The sequence below is a fragment of the Streptomyces sp. NPDC001890 genome, from assembly GCF_042891445.1.
Classification (GTDB): domain Bacteria; phylum Actinomycetota; class Actinomycetes; order Streptomycetales; family Streptomycetaceae; genus Streptomyces.
In genome coordinates this window covers 229,457-254,012 of record NZ_JBIATE010000008.1, presented here as the reverse complement: position 1 = coordinate 254,012, position 24,556 = coordinate 229,457, and the positions used below count along the sequence as shown (strand labels likewise).

The 24,556-nt window shown below is 70.7% G+C and carries 20 protein-coding genes; 5 read left to right on the top strand and 15 right to left on the bottom strand.

The window, feature by feature from the left end:
* Positions 1-67: 67 nt before the first annotated feature.
* The 9 genes from aroQ to ACFYY1_RS22135 all read right to left on the bottom strand — a co-directional run bounded on the left by aroQ (position 68) and on the right by ACFYY1_RS22135 (position 10,058).
* Positions 68-508 carry a type II 3-dehydroquinate dehydratase gene (aroQ, locus tag ACFYY1_RS22175; RefSeq protein ID WP_388588013.1) on the bottom strand — a complete coding sequence of 147 codons (441 nt, stop codon included), beginning with the start codon at positions 506-508 and terminating at the stop codon, positions 68-70.
* A complete protein-coding gene (aroB, locus tag ACFYY1_RS22170) occupies positions 505-2,151 on the bottom strand; it encodes a 3-dehydroquinate synthase (protein ID WP_388588011.1) in 1,647 nt (548 codons plus the stop codon). Before aroB ends, aroQ begins: the two co-directional genes overlap by 4 nt.
* Positions 2,148-3,332, bottom strand: coding sequence for a chorismate synthase (gene aroC / locus ACFYY1_RS22165; RefSeq protein ID WP_388588008.1), 1,185 nt, complete (start codon positions 3,330-3,332; stop codon positions 2,148-2,150). The genes aroB and aroC overlap by 4 nt, the downstream gene beginning before the upstream one ends.
* 145 nt (positions 3,333-3,477) lie before the next feature.
* A complete protein-coding gene (locus tag ACFYY1_RS22160) occupies positions 3,478-4,314 on the bottom strand; it encodes a shikimate dehydrogenase (RefSeq protein ID WP_388588006.1) in 837 nt (278 codons plus the stop codon).
* Complete coding sequence (gene mltG / locus ACFYY1_RS22155) at positions 4,301-6,004, bottom strand: endolytic transglycosylase MltG (RefSeq protein ID WP_388588004.1); 1,704 nt, start codon at positions 6,002-6,004, stop codon at positions 4,301-4,303. Before mltG ends, ACFYY1_RS22160 begins: the two co-directional genes overlap by 14 nt.
* Before the next feature lie 95 nt (positions 6,005-6,099).
* Positions 6,100-6,585, bottom strand: coding sequence for a Holliday junction resolvase RuvX (gene ruvX, locus ACFYY1_RS22150; RefSeq protein ID WP_266735879.1), 486 nt, complete (start codon positions 6,583-6,585; stop codon positions 6,100-6,102).
* Positions 6,582-9,251, bottom strand: a complete 2,670-nt coding sequence (alaS, locus tag ACFYY1_RS22145; RefSeq protein ID WP_388588002.1) for an alanine--tRNA ligase — start codon at positions 9,249-9,251, stop codon at positions 6,582-6,584. Before alaS ends, ruvX begins: the two co-directional genes overlap by 4 nt.
* Positions 9,251-9,613, bottom strand: coding sequence for a DUF6167 family protein (locus tag ACFYY1_RS22140; RefSeq protein WP_388588000.1), 363 nt, complete (start codon positions 9,611-9,613; stop codon positions 9,251-9,253). The genes alaS and ACFYY1_RS22140 overlap by 1 nt, the downstream gene beginning before the upstream one ends.
* A 7-nt stretch (positions 9,614-9,620) precedes the next feature.
* On the bottom strand, positions 9,621-10,058 hold the full coding sequence (locus ACFYY1_RS22135) for a DUF948 domain-containing protein (protein ID WP_388588118.1): 438 nt from the start codon (positions 10,056-10,058) through the stop codon (positions 9,621-9,623).
* A gap of 296 nt (positions 10,059-10,354) precedes the next feature.
* On the opposite strand from ACFYY1_RS22135, the gene ACFYY1_RS22130 reads away from it, so the two are divergent.
* A complete protein-coding gene (locus ACFYY1_RS22130; protein ID WP_388587998.1) occupies positions 10,355-12,457 on the top strand; it encodes an ATP-binding protein in 2,103 nt (700 codons plus the stop codon).
* Between the two features lie 27 nt (positions 12,458-12,484).
* On the opposite strand, the gene rpsD is transcribed toward ACFYY1_RS22130, so the two are convergent.
* Complete coding sequence (gene rpsD, locus ACFYY1_RS22125) at positions 12,485-13,099, bottom strand: 30S ribosomal protein S4 (RefSeq protein WP_072484525.1); 615 nt, start codon at positions 13,097-13,099, stop codon at positions 12,485-12,487.
* Between the two features lie 188 nt (positions 13,100-13,287).
* On the opposite strand from rpsD, the gene ACFYY1_RS22120 reads away from it, so the two are divergent.
* Complete coding sequence (locus ACFYY1_RS22120; protein ID WP_388587996.1) at positions 13,288-13,989, top strand: DUF2470 domain-containing protein; 702 nt, start codon at positions 13,288-13,290, stop codon at positions 13,987-13,989.
* Between the two features lie 23 nt (positions 13,990-14,012).
* On the opposite strand, the gene ACFYY1_RS22115 is transcribed toward ACFYY1_RS22120, so the two are convergent.
* From ACFYY1_RS22115 to ACFYY1_RS22100, 4 genes are all read right to left on the bottom strand, one after another.
* Positions 14,013-15,392 (bottom strand): replication-associated recombination protein A, encoded by a 1,380-nt coding sequence (locus tag ACFYY1_RS22115; protein WP_266735889.1) that lies wholly within the window; start codon positions 15,390-15,392, stop codon positions 14,013-14,015.
* Between the two features lie 67 nt (positions 15,393-15,459).
* Positions 15,460-16,095 carry a vitamin K epoxide reductase family protein gene (locus ACFYY1_RS22110; RefSeq protein WP_388587993.1) on the bottom strand — a complete coding sequence of 212 codons (636 nt, stop codon included), beginning with the start codon at positions 16,093-16,095 and terminating at the stop codon, positions 15,460-15,462.
* 536 nt (positions 16,096-16,631) lie between these two features.
* On the bottom strand, positions 16,632-17,894 hold the full coding sequence (gene hisS / locus ACFYY1_RS22105) for a histidine--tRNA ligase (protein WP_388587990.1): 1,263 nt from the start codon (positions 17,892-17,894) through the stop codon (positions 16,632-16,634).
* 13 nt (positions 17,895-17,907) lie between these two features.
* Entirely contained in the window at positions 17,908-18,594 is a 687-nt protein-coding gene (locus ACFYY1_RS22100) for an MBL fold metallo-hydrolase (protein WP_266917225.1), read from the bottom strand.
* Between the two features lie 148 nt (positions 18,595-18,742).
* Between ACFYY1_RS22100 and ACFYY1_RS22095 the strand changes: the two genes are divergently transcribed.
* The 3 genes from ACFYY1_RS22095 to ACFYY1_RS22085 all read left to right on the top strand — a co-directional run bounded on the left by ACFYY1_RS22095 (position 18,743) and on the right by ACFYY1_RS22085 (position 21,822).
* A complete protein-coding gene (locus ACFYY1_RS22095; protein WP_388587988.1) occupies positions 18,743-19,534 on the top strand; it encodes a peptidylprolyl isomerase in 792 nt (263 codons plus the stop codon).
* A gap of 196 nt (positions 19,535-19,730) precedes the next feature.
* On the top strand, positions 19,731-20,960 hold the full coding sequence (locus ACFYY1_RS22090) for a DUF349 domain-containing protein (RefSeq protein ID WP_266735896.1): 1,230 nt from the start codon (positions 19,731-19,733) through the stop codon (positions 20,958-20,960).
* A 256-nt stretch (positions 20,961-21,216) separates the two neighbouring features.
* A complete protein-coding gene (locus tag ACFYY1_RS22085; protein ID WP_388587986.1) occupies positions 21,217-21,822 on the top strand; it encodes an ALF repeat-containing protein in 606 nt (201 codons plus the stop codon).
* A 64-nt stretch (positions 21,823-21,886) separates the two neighbouring features.
* Here the strand turns inward: ACFYY1_RS22085 and ACFYY1_RS22080 are convergent, their stop codons facing one another.
* Positions 21,887-24,466, bottom strand: a complete 2,580-nt coding sequence (locus ACFYY1_RS22080; protein WP_388587984.1) for a RelA/SpoT family protein — start codon at positions 24,464-24,466, stop codon at positions 21,887-21,889.
* Between the last annotated feature and the right edge of the window lie 90 nt (positions 24,467-24,556).

The following is a 24,556-nucleotide window of genomic DNA, read 5'->3' as shown; positions in this document are numbered from 1 at the left end:
CCCGGCCGCCGCTGGGACAACGGCCGGGGACGCGTGACAGTGCCCGGATGGCCGGGAAACCGGTCCGTCAGCCGGTCGGCTCGTCCGCGAGGGCGCGCAGGGCGAGGCGGTAGGAGCCGATGCCGAATCCGGCCACGGTCCCCGTGGCGACCGGCGCGACCACGGAGTCGTGACGGAATTCCTCCCGCGCGTACGGGTTCGAGATGTGCACCTCGATCAGCGGGGCGGTGCGCTGGGCCGCCGCGTCCCGCATCCCGTACGAGTAGTGGGTGAAGGCACCCGGGTTGAGAACGACCGGAATTGAACCGTCCGCGGCCTCGTGGAGCCAGCGGATCAGCTCGCCCTCGTCGTTGGTCTCGCGGACGTCGACGTCGAAGCCGAGCTCCTTGCCGAGCGCCTGGCAGGTCTCGACGAGTCCGGCGTAGGACGTGGCGCCGTACACGTCCGGCTCGCGGGAGCCGAGCCGGCCGAGGTTCGGGCCGTTGAGGACGAGCACCTTGCGGGTCACGCCGACACCTCCCCGTAGGCGGCCAGCAGCACGGCCGGGTCGGGGCCCTCCAGGACGGTGGGCTTGCCCAGGCCGTCCAGGACGATGAAGCGCAGCAGGTCGCCGCGGGACTTCTTGTCGACCTTCATGTTCTCCAGCAGCTTGGGCCACTGGTCGCCGCGGTAGGTGAGCGGCAGTCCGACGGACTCCAGGACGGCGCGGTGCCGGTCGGCGGTGGCGTCGTCGAGCCGCCCGGCCAGCCGGCCCAGCTCGGCGGCGAAGACCATGCCGACCGAGACCGCGGCGCCGTGCCGCCACTTGTAGCGCTCGTTCTTCTCGATGGCGTGGGCCAGGGTGTGGCCGTAGTTGAGGATCTCGCGCAGCCCGGATTCCTTCAGGTCGCTGGAGACGACCTCGGCCTTGACCCTGATGGCGCGTTCGATCAGCTCGGCGGTGTGCGGCCCGGTGGGCCTGCGGGCGCCCTCCGGGTCCGCCTCGACCAGGTCGAGGATGGCCGGGTCGGCGATGAAGCCGGCCTTGATGACCTCGGCCATGCCGCTGACGTAGTCGTTCACGGGCAGCGAGTCCAGCGCGGCCAGGTCGCAGAGCACCCCGGCCGGCGGGTGGAAGGCACCGACGAGGTTCTTGCCCTCGGCGGTGTTGATGCCGGTCTTGCCGCCGACGGCCGCGTCGACCATGGCGAGCACGGTCGTGGGCACGGCGATCCAGCGCACGCCGCGCAGCCAGGTCGCCGCGACGAATCCGGCCACGTCGGTGGTGGCGCCGCCGCCGACGCCGACGATGACGTCGGTGCGGGTGAAGCCGGTCTGGCCGAGCGCCTTCCAGCAGTACGCCGCGACCTCGGCGGTCTTGGCCTCCTCGGCGTTGGGCAGCTGGACGGCGATGGCCTCGTAGCCCTGCTCGGCGAGGTCCTGGCGGACCGCCTCACCGGTCTCGGCGAGCGCCTCCGGGTGCAGCACCGCGACACGCTTGGCACGGTCGCCGATGAGCGTGGGCAGCTCGCCCAGCAGCTGCCGGCCGACCAGCACCTCGTACGGGTCGGTGCCCGCGCTGCCTGCGATCGGGATACGGATGAGGCCCTGCTCGGTCATGGGTGTGTTCTCCCGGCCGGGCGCGACGGGATCGTCCGTGCGCTCCGGCAGTTCCAGTGCGTCGAGGACCGCCTGGGCGACCTCTTCGGGGGTGCGCTCGTCGGTGGCGACGGTCACCCGGGCCACCTCGGTGTACAGGTGGCGGCGGGCGTCCATCAGCTCGCGCCACTGCCGGCGAGGGTTGACGGCGAGCAGCGGGCGGGCGGCGTTCAGGCCGACCCGCCTGACAGCCTCCTCCACGTCCATCGAGAGATAGACGACGGGGCGGCCGGCGAGCAGCTCGCGGGTCGTCGCGTCGAGCACGGCGCCGCCGCCGAGGGAGAGGACGCCGGTGTGCTCGGCGACGGCGGTGTGCACCGCGCGCCGCTCCAGCTCGCGGAAGTGCTCCTCGCCCTCGTCGTAGAAGATCTCCGGGATCGGCTTGCCCGCCGCGGCCACGACGTCCGCGTCGGTGTCGCGGTAGCCGGTGCCGAGGCGGTCGGCGAGCAGCTCACCGACCGTGGACTTGCCGACGCCCATCGGGCCGACGAGGACGATCAGCGGGCCGCTCATCGGATCTGGAGGTGGTCGAGGTACGACTGCACGTTCCGGTGGGTCTCGGCGACGCTGTCGCCGCCGAACTTCTCCGCGACGGCGTCGGCCAGGACCAGCGCGACCATCGCCTCGGCGACGATGCCCGCAGCCGGAACGGCGCAGACATCGGAGCGCTGGTGGTGGGCCTTGGCGGGCTCGCCGGTGACCACGTCGACGGTGGCGAGGGCGCGCGGCACGGTCGCGATGGGCTTCATCGCGGCCCGGACCCGCAGCAGCTCGCCGGTGGTCAGACCGCCCTCGGTGCCGCCGGAGCGGCCGGAGGCGCGCTTGATGCCGTCCTCGGTGACCAGGATCTCGTCGTGCGCCTTGGAACCGGGGACCCGGGCCAGGTCGAAGCCGTCGCCGACCTCGACCCCCTTGATGGCCTGGATGCCCATGAGCGCGGCGGCGAGGCGGGCGTCGAGCCGGCGGTCCCAGTGGACGTGCGAGCCGAGGCCGACGGGCACGCCGTACGCCAGCACCTCGACGACGCCGCCGAGGGTGTCGCCGTCCTTGTGGGCCTGGTCGATCTCGGCGACCATCGCCTTGCTCGCGTCGGCGTCCAGGCAGCGCACCGGGTCGGCGTCGAGCTTCTCCACGTCGGCGGGGGTCGGGAGGACGCCGTAGGGCGCCCTGGCCGAGGCCAGCTCGACGACATGGCTGACGATCTCGATGCCGGCGGTCTCCTTGAGGTACGACCGGGCGACGGCGCCGAGCGCGACGCGGGCCGCCGTCTCCCGGGCGCTGGCGCGCTCCAGGATCGGCCGGGCCTCGTCGAAGCCGTACTTCTGCATGCCCGCGAGGTCGGCGTGGCCGGGCCTGGGGCGGGTCAGCGGGGCGTTGCGGGCCAGCGCGGCCAGCTCCTCGGGGTCGACCGGGTCGGCCGACATGACCTGCTCCCACTTGGGCCACTCGGTGTTGCCCACCATCACGGCGACCGGGGAGCCCATGGTGAGACCGTGGCGCACCCCGCCGAGGAAGGTGACCTCGTCCTTCTCGAACTTCATCCGCGCACCGCGGCCATAACCGAGCCGCCGCCTGGCGAGTGCGTCCGCCACCATCTCCGTGGTGATCGGGACGCCGGCCGGAAGACCCTCCAGCGTCGCCACGAGTGCGGGGCCGTGCGACTCCCCCGCGGTCAGCCAGCGCAACCTGCTCAACGGTGCTCCTCATGCTCGCGCCTGGAACTGCAACGGCGCGACCGGGTGCGCGGCCCTGGCCCGCCGCCTTCGATCCTCCCACGGCCAGGGGCCCCGGCCCGCCGCCGGTCCATCAGACGGACGGATCAGCGGGCCGGATCCGCACTCAGCGGGCGGCCAGCGCCTGCTCGCCGGCCCGGCGCATGGCGGCCAGCGGGGCCGGCGAACGGCCCGTCATCTGCTCGACCTGGAGGACGGCCTGGTGCACCAGGAGGTCAAGACCTCCGATGACCGGACCGCCGCGAGCCGCCCAGGCCGACGCGAGTCCGGTGGGCCAGGGCTCGTACAGCACGTCGAAGAGCGTGCCGGGATGCTCCGGTACGTCGTCCATCAGCCCGTCCGTGGCCCCGGCCGGCGTCGTCGCGACGACCAGCGGGGCGCGCAGCGCCTGCGCGGCCTCCGCCCAGTCGGCGATCCGGACGTCCATGCCGAGGCGTTCGCCCCAGCCGCGCATCTCGTCACCGCGCTCGCGGCTGCGGACATAGGCCGTGACCGGCCCCGTGCAGATCCGCGAGAGCGCGGCGAGCGCGGACGAGGCGGTGGCGCCGGCGCCGAGCACGGCGGCGGACTCGGCCTTCTCCACCCCGCGCTCGCGCAGCGCGGCGATCATCCCGGGGATGTCGGTGTTGTCGCCGGTCCGCCGGCCGTCCTCGGTGAGAACGACCGTGTTGACGGCCTCCACCGACGACGCGGTCTCACTGACGGAGTCCAGCAGCGGGATGATCGCCCGCTTGAGCGGCATGGTCAGCGAGAGCCCGGCCCAGGTGGCGTCGAGCCTCTGGACGAAGCCGGGGAGCGCGGCCTCGTCGACCTCGAACCGGTCGTACGTCCAGCCGTCGAGGCCGAGTTCGGCGTACGCGGCCCGGTGCAGCACCGGGGAGAGCGAGTGCGCGATGGGCGAACCGAGGACGGCCGCCCGGCGGGGCCCGTCATTCGAGGCCATGCTTTTCCTTGAACTTCTTGTTGAGCTTCTCGTGCTCGGCGGCCGTCTTGGTGAACTGCGTCTTCTTGCCGTCGAGCGAGATGAAGTACATCCACCCGTCGCCGGTGGGGCTGAGCGTGGCCCGCAGGGCTTCGTCGCCCGGATTGCTGATCGGACCCGGCGGAAGTCCCGCGTGGTAATAGGTGTTGTAGGGATCCGGGTTGGTCAGGATCTCGTTCGAACTGATCTTGATCTTGCTCTGCCCCTTGAGGTAATTGAAGGCAGAGTCGAATTGGAGCTTGCGGTTCGTGGCGATGTTGTCGGGCTTCAAGCGGTTGTAGACGACTTCGGCCATCTTGCGGAAGTCGTCGTGCGTGAGCCCCTCCGCCTGCACCAGGCTGGCGACGGTGAGCACCTGCCACGGGCCGTCCAGCTTGTACTTCTTCGCGGCTCCTTCGAGGTCGAGCTTCTTGTACTCCTCGTTGGACCGCTCGACCATCTTCTTGAGAATGGCCTCGGGCTTGGTTTCCTTCGTGACCGGATACGCGGCCGGGTAGAGGAACCCTTCCAGCGGATCCTTGACGTTCCTGCCGTTGACCGCCCAGTCGGGCAGGCCGAGTTGGGACCTCTTGGCCGCGGCGACTTCCTTGGTCGTGCCCTTCTTGAGGCTCAGCTTCTTGTCGACCAGGTCGTAGACGTAGGCATTGCGGTAGCCCTCGGGAATCACCAGGAGATTCTGGCTGTTGGGGTCGACCATCATCTTCACGGCCTCGGCCGCGGACATCTTCTCGTGGAGGAGATACACCCCGGCCTGGATCGACTTCCCCTTGGGGTTCTCGCCCTGCGCGGCGACGAACGCGTCGACGCTCTTGACCACACCCTGCTTCTTGAGGATGTTGCCGATGTCGGTCCCGTACGAGCCCTTGGGGATCTCCACCTCGACCGACCCCGAGCCGCTGCCCTCGTAGTCGGGCGCCGCGCCGTAATGGTCTTTCCAGTACGAGTAGCCGAAGTAGCTGACCCCGCCGAGGCCGCCGACCAGGATCAGCGAGACGACCAGGCAGGCGCAGCCGCTGCGGTTCTTCTTCTTGCCCTTGCCGCGGCGCTCGTTGCCGCCGCGGCTGCCACGGCGCGACTCGCGCGGGTCGTCGTCGTGGTCGTCGTAGTCGTCGTCCTTGCCGTCACCGCTGTCGTCGGTGCCCGTGAAGAACGGGTGGGTCTCCTCCGGCTGGACCTCCGGGTCCCAGTCGGGAGTCTGCGCCGGGGCCTGCTGGGGAGCGGCCTCACGACGGCCCGGGGGCTGCGGCGGCGGGTAGGCCTCCGACGTGCCGTAGTGGTCCTGCGTCTCGCCGTAGCCGCCCTGTCCCCCGCCGTACGGGTCGGCAGCCGGCTGGGCGTCGTAGGGCATCGCGGCGGGCTGCTGCCCGGTGCCCCAGCCGCCGTTGTCGTACTGCGGCTGCTGGGGCTGCTGGGGCTGCTGCGCGTACGGGTCCTGCGGGACTCCGTAGCCGGGCTGCTGCTGGTACTGCTGCTGCTGCGCGTATGGGTCCTGCTGCTGCGCGTACGGATCGTGCGGGTAGGGCTGCTGCTGCTGCCCGCCGTACTGGTTCTGGCCGTGGGCGGGCTGCTGTCCTCCCCATCCCTGGTCCCCGTACAACGGGTCCTCGGGATGCCACGGTTCGGAGCCGGGGCCCCGGCCATACTCAGTCATCGATCCCCTAGAGCCGCGAGACGACGTTCCGCCTCTTGCTGTGCGGTGTTTGTTCGAAGCACCGCCGCATCGCGCGGAACGTTACCGTATCGCGATCAGACAACCACTTCGACGGCTTCGCCCGGGGCCCGGCCCGACGCCCGTTCGGACTCCAGAGCGTTCTGAAGGATCACCACAGCGGCAGCTTGGTCGATGACGGATCGGCCTTTCTTGGACTTCACGCCCGAAGCGCGCAGCCCCTGACTGGCCGTGACTGTGGTCATCCTCTCGTCCACGAGTCGCACCGGAATGGGTGCGACCGCGCGGGCGACCTCCTGGGCGAAGACCCGGATCTTGGCGGCGGCGGGTCCCTCACCGCCGCCGAGGGACCGCGGCAGGCCGATGATGATCTCGATCGGCTCGTACTCCTCGACGATCTGTCCGAGCCGCCGGTGGGCCGCCGGGACATCACGTCCCGGAACGGTCTCCACCGGCGTGGCGAGGATCCCGTCGGGGTCGCACGAGGCGACCCCGATCCGGGCGTCCCCGACATCGATCGCGAGACGACGACCGCGGCGCATCTGCGTCATTCCCGTCGTCACGCCGTCTCGGTGACGAGGCGTTCGACGGCGGACACCGCGGCGCCGATGGCCTCGGGGTCCTGGCCGCCGCCCTGGGCCACGTCGGGCTTGCCGCCACCGCCGCCGCCGAGGGTCTTGGCCGCGGTACGGACCAGGTCACCGGCCTTGAGACCGCGCTCGCGGGCGGCCTCGTTGGTGGCGATGACGGTCAGCGGGCGGCCGTTGGCCGTGGTGAACAGGGCCACGACGGCCGGGCGGCCGCCCTGGATGCGGCCACGGACGTCGAGGACGAGCTTGCGCAGGTCGTCGGCGGACGTGCCGTCGGGGACCTGGCCGGTGACCAGGGCGACGCCGCGTACGTCCTTGGCGGACTCGGCCAGTCCGGCGGCGGCCTGGAGGACCTTCTCCGCGCGGAACTTCTCGATCTCCTTCTCGGCGTCCTTCAGCTTGCCGAGCATTCCGGCGATCTTCTCCGGGAGCTCCTCGGGACGCCCCTTGACCAGCTCCTGGAGCTGGGCGACGACCGTGTGCTCCTTGGCGAGGAAGTTGTACGCGTCGACGCCGACGAGGGCCTCGATGCGACGCACGCCGGAGCCGATGGACGACTCGCCGAGCAGCTTCACCAGGCCCAGCTGGGCGGTGTTGTGGACGTGCGTACCGCCGCAGAGCTCCTTGGAGAAGTCGCCGATGGTGACGACCCGGACCCGCTCCCCGTACTTCTCGCCGAACTCGGCGATGGCGCCCTGCTTCTTGGCCTCGTCGATCGACATGACCTCGGCCTGGACGTCGAGTTCGCGCGAGAGCACGTCGTTGATCTTCTGCTCGACGTCGGTCATGACCGAGCCGGGAACGGCGTTCGGCGAGCCGAAGTCGAAGCGGAAGCGACCGGGCTGGTTCTCGGAACCGGCCTGGGCGGCCGTCGGGCCCAGCGCGTCGCGCAGCGCCTGGTGCGTGAGGTGCGTGGCGGAGTGGGCGCGGGCGATGGCGCGGCGGCGCTTGACGTCGATGGAGGCGAGGACCGGAGCGCCGACGGTGACCTCGCCGACCTGGACGACACCCTTGTGGACGTGGACGCCGGGGACCGGCTTCTGGACGTCGCGGACCTCGATGACGGCGCCGGTGTCGAGCCTGATCCGGCCCTGGTCGGCGATCTGGCCGCCGCCCTCGGCGTAGAACGGGGTGCGGTCGAGGACGACCTCGACCTCGTCGCCCTCCGAGGCGGCCGGGGAGGACACGCCGTCGACGAGGAGACCGACGATGGTCGACTCGCCCTCGGTGGCGGTGTAGCCGGTGAAGTCGGTGGCGCCGGAGTTGTCGGCGACCTCGCGGTAGGCGGACAGGTCGGCGTGACCGGTCTTCTTGGCGCGGGCGTCCGCCTTGGCGCGGTCCCGCTGCTCCTTCATGAGGCGGCGGAAGCCCTCCTCGTCCACCGAGAGGCCCTGTTCGGCGGCCATCTCCAGGGTGAGGTCGATCGGGAAGCCCCAGGTGTCGTGGAGCAGGAACGCCTTGTCGCCGGCGAGGACCCTGCCGCCGGCGGCCTTGGTCTCGGTGACGGCGGTGTCGAGGATGTTGGTGCCGCCCTTGAGGGCCTTGAGGAAGGCGGCCTCCTCGGCGAGGGCGACGGTCTCGATGCGCTTGCGGTCGGTGATCAGCTCCGGGTACTGCTGCCCCATCGTCTCGATCACGACGTCGACCAGGTCCTTGACGACCGGTCCGTCGGCGCCCATCAGGCGCATGTTGCGGACGGCGCGGCGCATGATGCGGCGCAGCACGTAGCCGCGGCCCTCGTTGCCCGGCGTCACGCCGTCACCGATGAGCATCACGGAGGTGCGGATGTGGTCGGCGACCACGCGCATCGAGACGTCCGAGTCGTGCTTGTCGCCGTAGCGGACACCGGTCAGCTCGGTGGCCTTGTCCATGACGACGCGCAGGGTGTCGGTCTCGTACATGTTCTGTACGCCCTGCAGGATCATGGCGAGGCGCTCCAGGCCCAGACCCGTGTCGATGTTCTTCGACGGCAGGTCGCCGAGGATCGGGAAGTCCTCCTTGCCGTCACCGGCGCCGCGCTCGAACTGCATGAAGACCAGGTTCCAGATCTCCACGTACCGCTCGTCGTTGACGGCCGGGCCGCCCTCGACGCCGAACTCGGGGCCGCGGTCGTAGTTGATCTCGGAGCAGGGACCGCAGGGGCCGGGGACGCCCATGGACCAGAAGTTGTCCTTCTTGCCCAGGCGCTGGATGCGCTCGGCGGGAACGCCGATCTTCTCGCGCCAGATCTGCTCGGCCTCGTCGTCGTCGAGGTAGACCGTGATCCACAGCCGCTCGGGGTCGAGGCCGTAGCCGCCGTCCGCCACGGAATTGGTGAGCAGCTCCCAGGCGTAGGCGATGGCCCCTTCCTTGAAGTAGTCACCGAAGGAGAAGTTGCCGCACATCTGGAAGAACGTGCCGTGCCGGGTGGTCTTGCCGACCTCTTCGATGTCCGGCGTGCGCACGCACTTCTGCACGCTGGTGGCGCGCGGGGCCGGCGGCTTCGTCTCGCCGAGGAAGTACGGCTTGAAGGGAACCATGCCCGCGTTGACGAGCAGCAGAGTCGGGTCGTCCGCGATGAGCGACGCCGAAGGGACGACGGTGTGACCGCGCTCCTCGAAGAAGCTCAGCCAGCGGCGACGAATTTCAGCCGACTCCATCAGTGGTCCTCATTCCGGTTGTACGACGTGTAGGGGAGTTTGCGGTATTCGGTGGCCCCGAGGGACCTTTCGGGTCCGACGGGCTCGGACGCCTCGACGACGTAGTGCCGCCGCACCGGGAGGTCCGGGTCGACCGGCGCCTCCAGGCCCAGCGCCTCGCCCAGTTCGGCTTCGCGCCGCGCCATGGACTCACGGACGTCCAGGGCGAAGTCCTTGAGCTTGTGACCCGTCTCGATCGCCCGGTCCGCGGCCTGCGCCGCGAGGCTCTCGGGGGTCAGCTGCTTGAGCTTCCGGTTGACCTTGGCGGTGGCCCAGACACCGGCGGCGGCGCCTGCGGTGAACCAGAACGTACGGCGGAACATGGCTGCGTCAGTCCTTCGGTCCGCGGGGGTTTCTGCCGCCGCGCTTCCTGCCCCGTGCGGACGGCACGGTGCGGCCGACGACCACCGCGCGGCGGGCGGGCTCCGGTTCGGGGCCGGCCTTCCGGCCGATCGCCCGCCGCACCCCGTAGCCGAACGCGGCGACCTTGACGAGCGGGCCGCCGAAGGTCGAGGCGACGGTGGTGGAGAGCGCGGAGGCGTTCGAGGTGACTTCCTGGACGTCCGTGGCGATCGCGTCGACCTTGTCGAGCTGGGTCTGCGCGGACCGCACGGTCGCGGAGGCGTCGGCGAGCAGCGGGACCGCCTGTTCGGTCACGTCCGCCACGAGCTTGGTGGTCGCCCTGAGCGTCTGGGCGAGCCTCACCAGCACGACGGCGAGGAACGAAACCAGGATCGCCCAGAAGACGGCCACCAGGATCCCGGCCACCTCTCCACCGGACACAGTGCACCGCTCTCTAGCTTGTCGCTGTCTCTGTCTGTCTCTCCGGCGACGGCCGTCGCAGCGGCCGGTCGTCGTCCCCCGAGCCTATCGCGCCGGTGGTCGCACCCCGTACCGCATTATCCGCGGAAAGGGCGGGCGTTGCCATAAGGAGATTGTACGGAGAGCTTTCGGGCCAGTACTCTGCGTGTCTCATGCGACGCCCCCAGCGCTCCGTTCCGTCCCCCCACGATCCGAGTGCCCCCACAGCGCCCGGAAATCTCCCGGCGGAACTGAACAGATTCGTGGGACGGGAGAACGAACTCGTCCGTCTCGCTCAGCTCCTGGACGAGTCCAGGCTCGTGACCATGGTCGGCGTGGGCGGCGTGGGCAAGACCCGCTGCGCCGCCCGGATCGCCGCACTCCTGGAGAAACGGTACTGCGACGGTGTCCGGATGGCCGAGCTCTCCGCCGTCCACGACCCCGAACTGCTGGAACACGCCCTGGTCGACGCCCTGGGCCTCACCGACCACACCAGCAGACCGCCCCGCACGACCCTGATCGAGCACCTGGCCGGCCTCCGGCTCCTCCTGGTGATCGACGGCTTCGAGCATCTGGTCGACGCCTGCGCCGACCTCGTTCGGGTACTGCTGCGGCGGGCCCCGCACCTGCGGGTGCTGGCCGCCGGACGGCTGCCGCTGGAGCTGGACGGGGAGTTCGTCTTCCCGCTCCCGCCGATGGCGGACGAGGACGCGATGCTGCTCTTCGCCGAGCGGGCCGTCGCCGTACGGCCGGACTTCCGGCTGACCGACGAGAACCGCTCGACCATCCGCGAGCTGTGCCGCCGCCTGGACGGCATCCCGCTCGCGCTGGAACTGGCCGCCGGACGGCTGCGCGCCCTGTCCACCGCCCAGGTCCTGCAGCGTCTGGACGACCGCTTCCGGCTGCTGACCGGTTCGAGCCGCAGCGCACCGGCACGCCACCAGACGCTCCGCACGGCCATCGGCTGGAGCCATGAACTCTGCGCCCCGGAGCAGCGGTTGCTCTGGGCGCGGCTCTCGGTCTTCGCCGGACAGTTCGACCTGGAAGCGGCCGAGTACATCTGCAGCGGTGCCGATCTCCCGGCCGACTCGGTGCTCGACGTGCTCTCCGGGCTGCTGGCGCAGTCCGTCGTCCTGCGCGAGGACTCGGCGCACGGCACCCGTTACCGGATGCTGGACACGGTGCGGGAGTACGGCGCCGAGTGGCTGGCGGCCACCGACGACACGGACCGGCTGCGGCGCCGTCACCGGGACTGGTTCCTGGGGCTGGCGACCTGGTGCGAGCTCGACTGGTTCAGCCCGCGCCAGGGCGAGGTGGCCGCGCGGGCCGAGAGCGAACTGCCGAACCTGCGGCGGGCGATGGAATGTTCGCTGGAGAGTCCGGGCGAGGCCCATCTCGCGCAGTATCTGGCGGGCACCCTGTGGTTCCTCTGGGTGGGCTGCGGGCGGCTCTCGGAAGGCCGCCACTGGCTGGCCCACGTACTGGAGGAGGACACCCCGCACGACTCCTCCCGGCTGAAGGCGCTGTGGGTGCTCGGGTACGTGGCCGTGCTGCAGGGCGATCCGATCGGCGCCGTCTCCGCGCTGCAGGAGTGCCGGGACGAGGCGGAGCTGTCCGGTGACTCCACGGCGCTCGCGTACGCGGTGCACCGGACGGGATGCCTGGCGCTCGTCACCGACGACATGGCCAGGGCCCAGGAGCTGCTGGACGAGGCGCTGCGCCGCTACCGGGAGCTCGGCGAGCTGAACAGCAATGTGCTGATGGCCCAGATCGAGCTCGCGATGGCGGTCGGCTTCCAGGGGGATCTGGACGGTGCGGCCGCCATCTGCGAGGAGGTCAAGGAGATCTGCGAGGACCACGGGGAGCGGTGGGCCCTGTCGTACGCGCTGTACGTGCTGGCCTTCGCGGCGTTGCAGCGCGGCCGGGCGGAGCGGGCCCGGGAACTGCTCGGCCAGTCGCTGGCGATCAGCCACGCCTTCCACGATCTGCTCGGCTCGGCGCTCGCCCTGGAGCTGCTGGCGCTGATCACGGCCATCGAGGGCGACGCCGCGGAGGCGGCGGTGCTCCAGGGGGCCGCCGACCGGATCTGGCCGTCGGTGGGACTGCCGCTGTTCGGATCGGCGCACTACGGGCAGCCCCGGGCGCGCTGCGAGGAGCTGGCCCGCCGGGCACTGGGCGACGGCCGGTACGAGGCGGGGCTGCGCGCGGGCGGGCAACTGGACGCGGACGCGGCGGTCGCCAGGGCCCTGGCGACCGGCACCGCGGACCACTCGAAGACGCCGGGGCGGCTGCCCGGAACGCTGCCGGGTCCCCGGGAGAACGCGGAGGCCCGCCACCTCCCGTACATCCGGGAGGGGCGGGCCTGAGCGCTGGTGGGAGCGACTACGCCTGGATCAGCGGGCGTAGTACTCGACGACGAGCTGCTCGTCGCAGATCACCGGGATTTCCTTGCGGTTCGGGTCCCGGTCAAGGCGGAAGGCCAGGGCCTTCAGGTTCACCTGCAGGTAGCGCGGGGTCTCGCCGTCGGGGGCGTAGCCACCCTCGCGGGCCACCTGGAAGGGGTGCTTGTCGCGGCTGCGCTCGCGGACCATCACGATGTCGTCGGGACGGACGCGGAACGACGGCTTGTCGACCTTGCCACCGTTGACCTCGATGTGACCGTGCACGACCATCTGACGGGCCTGGTAGATGGTGCGGGCGATGCCCGAACGCAGAACCAGCGCGTCGAGACGGCGCTCGAGCTCGACGACCAGCGCCTCGCCCGTCTTGCCCTCGGCCTTCTTGGCGCGGTCGTACGCGCGCGCCATCTGGCGCTCGCTGATGTCGTACTGGGCACGCAGACGCTGCTTCTCCAGCAGACGGACCTTGTAGTCCGAGTTCTGCTTGCGGCCACGGCCGTGCTCGCCCGGCGGGTAGGGGCGGGCCTCGAAGTACTTGACGGCCTTCGGCGTCAGCGCGATGCCGAGCGCGCGGCTCTTCTTGACCTTGGGACGCGACTGGTTAGGCACGTTCTCCAGACCTCCGTTGTAGGTTAGGTTAGGCTCACCTTACTTAAGGAGATCGCATGTCTCGCCCGGGGAACACCAGTCACATCACGGACAGCACTGACAGCGTCGACACCCCTCGGGGTGCCGATACGACGGAGGACCGATCAGATCGTGGTCAGCCGCGTCCCGGCGGGCTTGAAAACACTCGGATGCCGTCAGCAGCCGAGCGCACACGAACTCTCGTACAGAGTACCTGCTCGTCGGTGCTGCTCATCCCCGGGGTGGATACGACGGCCTGGGACCAGCTGATGCCGCTCACCCGAAGCGTCGGTCCCGACGGGGATCTGTTCCTCGAACTCCCCACCGATTCCCCGGTGGTACGGACCGCGACACACGCCGAGGAGGACGAGCTGCCGGTTGTGCTGGAGCTCACGGACGTGGCCCCGGTATCCGTCCCGCACCGCATCCGCGGCCGCGCGTGGGTCTCGGGTTGGCTCACCACCGTACCCGGCCTGTCGGGGCCCGGCCGGACGACGCTCAGGCTGGAGACGGGCGAGGCGTACGTCGACGATCTGTGGGGCGCCGAGGAGGTCGGGCCGGAGGCGTTCCGGGACGCGGCGCCCGATCCGCTGATCGGGTACGAGGCGGAGCTGCTGCAGCATCTGCACGCGGCGCACGGCGAGCAGCTGGCGACGCTGTGCGGGCTGCTGGGCGACCGGACGGCGGGCCGCTGCCCTGCCCACCTGCCTTCCGTCGTGCCGCTCGCGCTGGACCGGTACGGGCTGCGGCTGCGGCTGTGCGAGGACCGGGGGCGCAGCTACGACGCCCGCTTCGAGTTCCCCGCTCCGGTGCGGGACGTCGACGAACTGCGCGAGGCCATGTACACGCTCTTCGAGGCCGCGGCGCGCTGAACGGGGCGCGCCCCCGCGCGGGCTCAGCCCGCGGACGGGCCGGTGCCGTCGCCGGCCGTGCGGCCGAGCCGCTCGCGGACCCGCTCCACCACATCCGCGTAGCGCGCCTCCGCTCCGTAGCGCGTGGGCTGGTAGTAGTGCTTGTCGCGCACCGCGTCCGGCGCGTACTGCTGGGCGGCGATGCCGCCGGGGACGTCGTGCGGATACACATAGCCCTGGGCGTGGCCCAGCTTGGCGGCGCCCTTGTAGTGACCGTCACGCAGATGGGCGGGAACGGGGCCCGCGAGCCCCTTCCGTACGTCCTCCTGGGCGGCGAAGATCGCCAGGGTCGCCGCGTTGGACTTGGGGGCGAGGGCCAGGGCGATCGTGGCATGGCTCAGGGTCAGCGCCGCCTCCGGGAAACCGATCATCGCGACCGCCTGGGCGGCCGCGACGGCGGTGGGCAGCGCCGTGGGGTCGGCGAGACCGATGTCCTCGCTGGCCGAGATCATCAGCCGCCGGGCGATGAACCGGGGGTCCTCCCCCGCCTCGATCATCCGGGCCAGGTAATGCAGCGCGGCATCCACGTCGGACCCGCGGATCGACTTGATGAGCGCGCTCGCCACGTCGTAGTGCTGGTCACCGTCCCGGTCGTACTTGACGGCCGCGCGGTCGACGGTCTCCTCCAGGGTCAGGAGGCTGATCTCCTTCTCCTGCTTGGCCAGCGCGGCACCGGCCGCGGCCTCCAGCGCGGTCAGCGCCCGGCGGGCGTCGCCGCCCGCGATCCGCAGCAGATGCGCCTCGGCCTCCTCCGGCAGCGTCACCGCGCCGCCGAGCCCCCGCTCGTCGGTGAGCGCGCGCCCGAGCAGTCCGCGCAGATCGTCGTCGGTGAGCGATTCCAGGGTGAGCAGCAGCGAACGGGACAGCAGCGGCGAGATGATCGAGAAGTACGGATTCTCGGTGGTCGCCGCGATCAGCGTCACCCAGCGGTTCTCCACGGCCGGCAGCAGGGAGTCCTGCTGCGCCTTGGAGAAGCGGTGGATCTCGTCGAGGAAGAGGACGGTCTCCTTGCCGTAGCCGCCGGTGGCACGGCGGGCGCCCTCGATGACGGCGCGCACCTCCTTGACGCCCGCGGTGATCGCGGACAGCTCGACGAAGCGCTTGTTGGTGGCCTTGCTGACCACGTACGCCAGAGTCGTCTTCCCGATGCCGGGCGGGCCCCAGAGGATCACCGACGACGGGCCCGCCGGCCCGCCGTTGCCCTCGCCGACCAGGCGGCGCAGTGGCGAGCCCGGCTTGAGCAGATGCTGCTGGCCGACGACCTCGTCGAGGGTGCGGGGGCGCATCCGGACAGCCAGTGGGCTGCTGGACGGGTCCTTCTCCTGGCGGTCTTCGGCTGCTGCGGTAAAGAGGTCGGGCTCCACGTTTTGAAGCCTATGCCACGGCACTGACATCCCCGCCGGGCCGGTCGCCCGGGCAGGAGGGGGACGGTCAGCTGGTCCAGAAGTCCCACCAGCGGGTCAGGATCAGCATGCCGATGACGCCGACCCACAGGACCGGCGGCACCCAGTGGAACTCCGTCAGACCGTTGCGCAGCCAGCTCGGCGCCGGGATGATCCGGTGCTTGATGTTGTGCGTGGTGACGTAGCAGAACATGAAGATCGTGGCGACCCAGGCCAGGCAGCACCAGAGGCAGAGCGAGTTGATGTTGTAGAGCGACTGGTACTGGAGCCAGGTGCAGAAGCCCACGCCGAACAGCGTGCCGGCGTTCATCCCGAGCCAGTACCAGCTGCGGAAGCGGGCTCCCGCGAGCAGTGCGAGCCCGATTCCGATGATCACCGGGTAGGTGGCCATGCCGAGCATCGGGTTCGGGAAGCCGAAGGCCGCCGCCTGCTCGCTCTTCATGATGTTGCCGCACGCGACGACCGGGTTGAGGCTGCAGCCCGGTGTGAAGTTGGGGTCCTCCAGCAACTTGAACTTGTCGATGGTGATGACCCAGGCGGCGAGGAGTCCGGCGGCCCCCGTGATCACCAGCAGCAGTGCGAGCGCCCGACTGCCGCCGATGGTCCTCTTCCCGCTGTCCTCGTCCTGTTCGGAGGAGGGATGGTCAACCGCTGCAGTCGTCATATCGCCGTTCCATCAGTGAGTGGCCTGCTGGGCACGGTCATTGTGCCGTACCACGACACAGCTCTTCCGTTCGATGGACATAAAGGTGTACCCGAAGGTCCGCGTACGACCGGCGCGGAACTCAGGGCCACGAGAGGCTCCGCGCCCCGACCGAACTCGTGGCAGCAGTACGCGTACTGCGGAGGCACTGCGGCGAACCGGCCTCCGCGTACGGCCCGGACCTGGGGATCCACCGGGGCGAGATGTTCAGGACCCTCGGGCCGGACGGGCCGGGAAGGGCACGGGCGCGGCGCACCCGCCGGGTCGTCGCAGCCGTGCCGAAGGGTCAGCCACGGTGTCCGGCGTCGATCCGGTCCGCGCCGGCCGCCATGGGCGCTCCCGGTTCGACCTCTCCCGTCAGGGTGAATCCGCACGCGCCGAGTTGACGGTACGGGAGGCGGTGGCGCACTCGGCCCGCTGCGGGAGAAGGCCGGGGCCGGACATGACTTCGGGGTGGCCCACGGGAGGAAGCTCCCGCCGGCCACCCCGACGACGCCTCAGGCCAGGCGCTCGCGGACCGCCTCGACCGCGTCGGACAGCGGCACGGCCGTCTGCTCGCCGGACTCCATGTCCTTGAGCTGGACGACGCCCTCGGCCAGGTCGCGCTCGCCCGCGACGATCGTGAGGCGGGCCCCCGACCGGTTCGCGCTCTTCATCGCGCCCTTGAGGCCCCGGTTCCCGTACGCGAAGTCCGCCGCCACGCCCTCGCGGCGCAGCTGCGTGACGACGCCGAAGAGCACCCGGCGGGCCTCCTCGCCGAGCGGCACCGCGAAGACGCTGGTGGCGGCGGGCAGTTCGAGCTCGATGCCCTCCGCCTCCAGCGCGAGCACCGTACGGTCCACGCCGAGCGCCCAGCCGACCGACGGGAGCGCCGGTCCGCCGATCATCTCGGACAAACCGTCGTAGCGGCCGCCGCCGCCCACCGCGGACTGCGAGCCGAGCCCGTCGTGGACGAACTCGAAGGTGGTGCGGGTGTAGTAGTCGAGGCCGCGGACGAGCTTCTCGTCGTCCTCGTACACCACGCCCGCCGCCGAGAGCAGGTCCCGCACCTCCTCGTGGTACGCCTTGCAGGCGTCGCAGAGGTAGTCGCGCAGCACCGGGGCGCCGGCCAGCTGCTTCTGCACCTCGGGCCGCTTGTCGTCCAGGACCCGGAGCGGGTTGATCTCGATGCGGCGGCGGGTCTCCTCGTCCAGGTCGAGCTCGCGCAGGAAGCCCTGGAGCGCGTCCCGGTAGACGGGGCGGCACTCCTTGTCGCCGAGCGAGTTCAGCAGGATGCGGAAGTTCCGCAGGCCCAGCGCGCGGTACGCCTGGTCGGCCAGGATGATCAGCTCGGCGTCCAGCGCCGGGTCCTCGGCGCCGATCGCCTCGGCACCGACCTGCGAGAAGTGGCGGTAGCGGCCCTTCTGCGGGCGCTCGTAGCGGTAGTACGAGCCGGAGTACCAGAGCTTCACGGGCAGGTTGCCGAGCTTGTGGAGGTTGGCCTCCAGCGCGGCGCGGAGCACCGAAGCGGTGCCCTCGGGGCGCAGGGCCAGCTGGGAGCCGCCCTTGGTGGTGAGGGTGTACATCTCCTTGGTCACGATGTCGGTGGACTCACCGACACCGCGCGAGAAGAGCGCGACGTCCTCGAAGCCGGGGGTCTCGATGTAGCCGTAGCCGGAGTTCTTCAGGGGGGCGGCGATGGCCTCGCGCACAGCCAGATACTTGGCGGAGTCGGGCGGGGTCAGGTCGTACGTGCCCTTGGGGGCCTTGAAAGTGCTCACGGGATTTCTCTCGTCACATTCCTCGTCGGGGCGCGTCCATACCGTTCAGGAACGGATTCGAGGCGCGCTCACGGCCGATGGTCGTCTGGGGTCCGTGGCCGGACAGCACCACGGTCGAGTCGTCGAGCGGCAGGCACACACGGGCCAGCGACTCGAGCAGCTCGGCATGGTCGCCGCCGGGCAGGTCGGTGCGTCCGACGGAGCCGGCGAAGAGCAGGTCGCCCGAGAAGAGGATCTGCGGAACATCCGCGGCCTCGGGCATCCTGAACGTCACCGACCCCTTGGTATGGCCGGGCGCATGCGCGACACCGAACTCCAGACCGGCCAGCTTCAGCAGAGCGCCGTCGCTCAGCTCCTTGACGTCGTCCGGCTCCCCGATCGTCAGCTCGCCCATGAGCGGCATCCCGATGGAGCGGCCGAGGGCCTTCTCCGGGTCACTCATCATGTAGCGGTCCTCGGGGTGGATCCAGGCGGGGACGTCGTGCGCGCCGCACACGGGGACGACCGAGGCGACATGGTCGATGTGGCCGTGGGTCAGTACGACGGCGACGGGCTTCAGCCGATGCTTCTTCAGTGCTTCCTCGACTCCGGCCGCGGCCTGGTGGCCCGGGTCGATGATCACGCACTCCTCGCCTGCGGCCGGGGCGACCAGATAACAGTTGGTCCCCCAGGCCCCTGCGGGGAACCCGGCAATGAGCACGATCGTCCTTAATGGTCGTCCGACGGCGGATGGCGACCGAGAGGGTCGCGGCAGTTCAGAGCCTACCGGCGCTCCTCATTCCACAGCTAACCCATATACGGTACGGGGCAGCCAAGGCCCATCACACGACCTACAAGGAGATCACCCGGTGGTCAGCAGCGATCAGCGGCGGCGGCAGCTCGCCAGGGAGAAGTTCGAGCGGCAGCAGCAGCGCCGGGAGGAGGCCCGCCGCAGGACGAAGCGGCTGACGGCCGTCATCGCGTCCGCGGTGGCCGTGGTGGCGGTCATCGGTGTGGGCTCCTATCTCGCCCTCGACGACGACGGCAAGAAGGACAAGGCGGACGCCGCAGCGAGCGCGAACCCGTCGGCCGACGCGTCGCCGGCGCCCAGCGAGAGCAAGGCGCCCGAGCCCGCGATGAAGATCGACAAGAAGGCCGAGTACGCCATGTCGCTCAAGACGAGCCAGGGCGACATCAAGTTCACGATGGACGCGGCGAAGACCCCGCACACCACGAACTCCTTCAAGTCGCTGGCCGACAAGGGCTTCTTCGACGGCACCAAGTGCCACCGGCTGACCACCGAGAACATCTTCGTCCTGCAGTGCGGCGACCCCAAGGGCGACGGCACCGGCGGCCCCGGCTACACGATCCCGGACGAGAACCTGACGGGGCTGGGCAAGGCGGGCGCCGACGGCACGGTGACCTACCCGGCGGGCGTGGTGGCGATGGCGAACGCCGGCCCCCAGACCGGTGGCAGCCAGTTCTTCCTGGTGTACAAGGACAGCAAGCTGCCGCCCAACTACACCCCGTTCGGCACGATGGACGACGCCTCGATGAAGGTCCTCAAGGACATCGCCGCGGCGGGCACGGAGGGCGGCACCCCCGACGGTGCGCCGAAGAAGGCCGTGAAGATCACGAAGGCCGCGGTCGACAAGTCGTGACCGGCCCGGGGCGGCCGGCCCGGCCCTGACAGGTCCTGGGGCGGGACGGATTTTTTTCGGCCGCGCTGAGTGCGGACAGCCGGGCGGCCGGTCGCCTAGATTGGCGTTGTGCAGGGCGGGCGCTGCCCGCCCCAGGAAACTGTGGACGATGCCAGGGGGGCGAACCCCCTCGCGGGCATCAGGTGGAGGAGGCGCTGTGAGCAGCGACCCGTGGGGCCGTGTCGATGAGACCGGCACCGTGTACGTGCGGACAGCCGACGGCGAGCAGGTCGTCGGATCGTGGCAGGCGGGTTCCCCCGAGGAGGCTCTGGCCTACTTCGAGCGCAAGTACGAGGGCATTGTGGTCGAGATCGGCCTCCTCGAACGGCGGGTGAAGACCACCGACCTGTCGGCGAAGGACGCCACGACCGCCATCGAGCATCTGCGTCTGCAGGTGGACGAGCATCACGCCGTCGGTGACCTCGACGCGCTGCGCAAGCGGCTCGACGCGCTCGTCGCGACGGTCGACTCGCGGCGCGAGGAGCGCAAGGCCCAGAAGGCGAAGCAGACCGACGAGGCGAAGCAGGCCAAGGAGGCGCTGGTCGCCGAGGCCGAGGAGCTGGCGCAGAGCGAGCAGTGGCGCTCCGCGGGCGAGCGGCTCCGTGCGCTCGTCGACACGTGGAAGGGCCTGCCGCGGCTCGACCGCAAGTCCGACGACGAGCTGTGGCACCGCTTCTCGCATGCCCGCTCGGCGTTCTCCAAGCGCCGCAAGGCCCACTTCGCGTCGCTGGACGCCCAGCGCGAGGAGGCCCGCAAGGCCAAGGAGAAGCTGGTCGTCGAGGCGGAGTCGCTCTCCGGTTCCACCGACTGGGCGGCCACGGCCGCCCGCTACCGCGACCTGATGACGGAGTGGAAGGCGGCGGGCCGCGCCCAGCGCGAGGCCGAGGACGAGCTGTGGAACCGCTTCCGCGGTGCTCAGGACGTCTTCTTCGCCGCCCGCAGCGAGGTCTTCGCCGAGCGGGACGCGGAGCAGGGCGAGAACCTCAAGCTGAAGGAGGAGCTCGCGGTCGAGGCCGAGCGGCTGGTGCCGGTGAAGGACCTGAAGGCGGCCAGGGCCGCGTTCCGGGCCATCAACGAGCGCTGGGAGGCCATCGGCCACGTACCGCGTGACGCCCGCCCGAAGGTCGAGGGGCGGATGCACGCGGTGGAGCGGGCGCTCCAGGAGGCCGAGGAGTCGGAGTGGCGTCGGACGAACCCGGAGGCGCGTGCGCGCGCCGCGGGTCTGACCGGTCAGCTGCAGGCGGCCGTGGACAAGCTGCGTTCGCAGATCGACACGGCCCGCGCCTCGGGCAACAACGCCCGCGCCGACAAGCTCGCCAAGGAGCTGGAGGGCCGGCAGGCGCTGCTGGACCAGGCGCTCAAGGGCCTGGAGGAGTTCGGCGGCTGACACCTCCTGACTTCGCCCGAGGGGCTTCCCCGCGTTCGCGCGGGGAAGCCCCTCTCGCATACCCGGCCGTACGAGGCGCTCACCGGTCCCGCCGTGGTGCGACCGACTGCGGGCACCCGGCAGCGAGGCGCCGTGTCAACTGCCGGGAACGGGCAGTGACATGGGGACGGGACGGAAGAGATGATCTACGTACCGGCGCGCTTCGTGCGGCTGCCGGATCCGCCGAGATCACTACGTCCTTGAGGCAGGTCCACAGATGAGACTGACCCGTGCCGCCCTGACCGTCGCGGCCACCGCACTGGCCCCCGCGCTGCTGCTGACCGGTCCGGCTTTCGCCGCCGGGGAAGCCTCCCCGTCCACGGCCGTGGCCACGGCAGCGGCGGCCGACGGCTCCGGCACACCGGTGGACGAGATGTCCGACGACGACCTCCGGATCGCGATCCTGCGCATCCTGGCGGACGAGGACAGCGGCAAGGGGGTCGTCCGGGAGGCCAACGAAGCCCTGGACATCGGCACCACGGAAGCCATGCGGTACTTCCTGAACACCGGCTATGCCCTGGCCCAGGCCGAGGACGACCGGGTCGCCATCGTCCGCATCCTCGCCGACCCGGACTCGGGCAAGCGGGTCATCGAGGAGGTGAACCAGCTCCTCGACAGCGGCACCCCGCAGGAGATCCGGCAGTGGCTGGAGACCGGCTACCGCCTCGCCCAGGCCGAGGACGACCGCGTCGCCCTCTTCCGCATCCTGGCCCGCCCGGACATCAGCGAGGCGATGCGCGCGGCGGTCAGCGAGGCGATCGACGGCACGCCGGAGGAGATGCGGTACTTCCTGGAGTACGGGCAGTACGAGGTCGACGCGTAGCCGGGCGTCTTCCGCCGGCGGCGCGGGGCCCGGGCCCGGCCGCCGGCGGGTTGCCGGTCGGTTCCTACGGCCTGCGGGCCGAGGTCACCCGGTAGACGTCGTAGACGCCCTCCACGCCGCGTACCGCCTTCAGTACGTGGCCGAGGTGTTTCGGGTCGCCCATCTCGAAGGTGAAGCGCGAGGTGGCCACCCGGTCCCGGGAGGTCTGTACGGCCGCCGACAGGATGTTGACGTGCTGGTCGGACAGGACACGGGTGACGTCCGAGAGCAGCCGGGACCGGTCGAGGGCCTCGACCTGGATGGCGACCAGGAAGACCGAGGACTGGGTCGGCGCCCACTCGACCTCCAGGATCCGTTCCGGCTGCTGCGACAGCGAGTCGACGTTGACGCAGTCGGCGCGGTGCACGGAGACGCCGCTGCCCCGGGTGACGAAGCCGATGATCGGGTCGCCGGGAACGGGCGTGCAGCAGCGGGCCAGTTTGACCCAGACGTCCTCGACGCCCTTGACGACCACGCCCGGATCGGCGTTAGAGCGGCGCTTGCCGCGGCCGCGCGAGGGCGGCGAGCTCTCCGCGATGTCCTCGTTGGCCTCGTCCTCGCCGCCGAGCGCCTGGACCAGCTTCTGCACGACACCGGCGGCCGCGACATGTCCCTCGCCGATCGCCGCGTACAGCGACGAGATGTCGGGGTAGCGCATCTCGTGGGCGAGGGTGACCAGGGAGTCGCCGGTCAGGATGCGCTGGATCGGCAGGTTCTGCTTGCGCATGGCACGCGCGATGGCGTCCTTGCCCTGCTCGATCGCCTCGTCGCGGCGTTCCTTGGAGAACCAGGCCCGGATCTTGTTGCGGGCGCGGGGCGACTTGACGAAGCCCAGCCAGTCCCGGGAGGGTCCGGCGCCGGCCGCCTTGGAGGTGAAGACCTCCACCAGGTCGCCGTTGTCGAGCGTCGATTCGAGCGGTACGAGCCGCCCGTTGACCCGCGCTCCTATCGTCCGGTGGCCGACCTCCGTGTGCACCGCGTACGCGAAGTCGACCGGGGTCGCGCCCGCGGGCAGCGCTATGACGTCGCCCTTGGGCGTGAAGACGAAGACCTCGTTGCGGGAGAGGTCGAAGCGCAGCGACTCCAGGAACTCGCTGGGGTCCTCGGTCTCCTTCTGCCAGTCCAGGAGCTGGCGCAGCCACGCCATGTCGTTGACGGTGTCCTGGCTCCGGCCGCCGCCCGTGTTCTTGGGGACGTCGGTACGGATCTTGGAGGCGCCCGCGACGGCTTCCTGCTTGTACTTCCAGTGCGCGGCGATGCCGTACTCGGCGCGGCGGTGCATGTCGAAGGTGCGGATCTGGAGTTCGACGGGCTTGCCGCTGGGACCGATCACCGTGGTGTGCAGCGACTGGTACATGTTGAACTTGGGCATCGCGATGTAGTCCTTGAACCGGCCGGGGACCGGATTCCATCGCGCGTGGACGGTGCCGAGCGCCGCGTAGCAGTCGCGGACCGTGTCGACAAGTACCCGAATCCCCACCAGGTCGTAGATCTCGGCGAAGTCCCTGCCCCGCACGATCATCTTCTGGTAGACGCTGTAGTAGTGCTTCGGCCGCCCCGTGACGGTGGCCTTGATCCGGGCGGCGCGCAGGTCGGCCTGGACCTCGTCGGTCACTATGGCGAGATATTCGTCGCGCTTGGGGGCCCGCTCGGCGACGAGACGGACGATCTCGTCGTACATCTTGGGGTAGAGGATCGCGAAGGCGAGGTCCTCCAGCTCCCACTTGATGGTGTTCATGCCCAGGCGGTGCGCCAGCGGGGCGTAGATCTCAAGCGTCTCGCGGGCCTTCTTCTCCTGCTTCTCCCGCTTGAGGTAGCGCATGGTGCGCATGTTGTGCAGCCGGTCGGCGAGCTTGATGACCAGGACCCGGGGGTCCTTGGCCATGGCGACGACCATCTTGCGTACGGTCTCGGCCTGGGCGGCCTCGCCGAACTTGACCTTGTCCAGCTTGGTGACGCCGTCGACGAGCAGGGCGACCTGGTCGCCGAAGTCGCGGCGCAGGGTGTCCAGGCCGTACTCGGTGTCCTCGACCGTGTCGTGCAGCAGCCCGGCCATCAGCGTCGCCGGGTCCATGCCGAGCTCGGCGAGAATCGTCGTGACGGCGAGCGGATGCGTGATGTACGGGTCGCCGCTCTTGCGCTTCTGGCCGCGGTGCCAGCGCTCGGCGACCTGGTAGGCGCGCTCGATCTGGCGCAGCGTGGCCGTCTCGATCTTGGTGTCGTTGCTGCGGACGATGCGCAGCAGCGGTTCGAGCACCGGGTTGTACGGGCTGGAGCGCTGCACGCCGAGACGGGCCAGCCTGGCCCGCACCCGGTTGGACGAGCCGCCGGAGCGGGTCGTGGGGGCGCTCGGCGGGACCGGCCTGGCCGCGGGCTTCGCGGGGGGCTTCGGGGCGGACGCGGCCGGGGAGACGGGTGCGGCCGGCTGTGCGGGGGAAGCGGGCGCGGCCCCGGGTGCCGGGGTACTCGCCCGGTCCGGGCCCGAACCGGGCTCGGGGGCCGGGGGCTTCGGCTTGTCCGCGGGCTGCTTCTTCCCGGGCGTGGCTGAGGCCGCCGCGGGCTTGTCGGGCTGCGGGGCGGCGACTGGCTGGGCCTCGTCTGGCAAGGGCGCTCCTCGTGCGGATCCGGGTACCCGGAGAGGCCATCGTATCCACCCTGTGGCCGGTCCTCCCCCGGGGACCGTGGAGACTCCTGA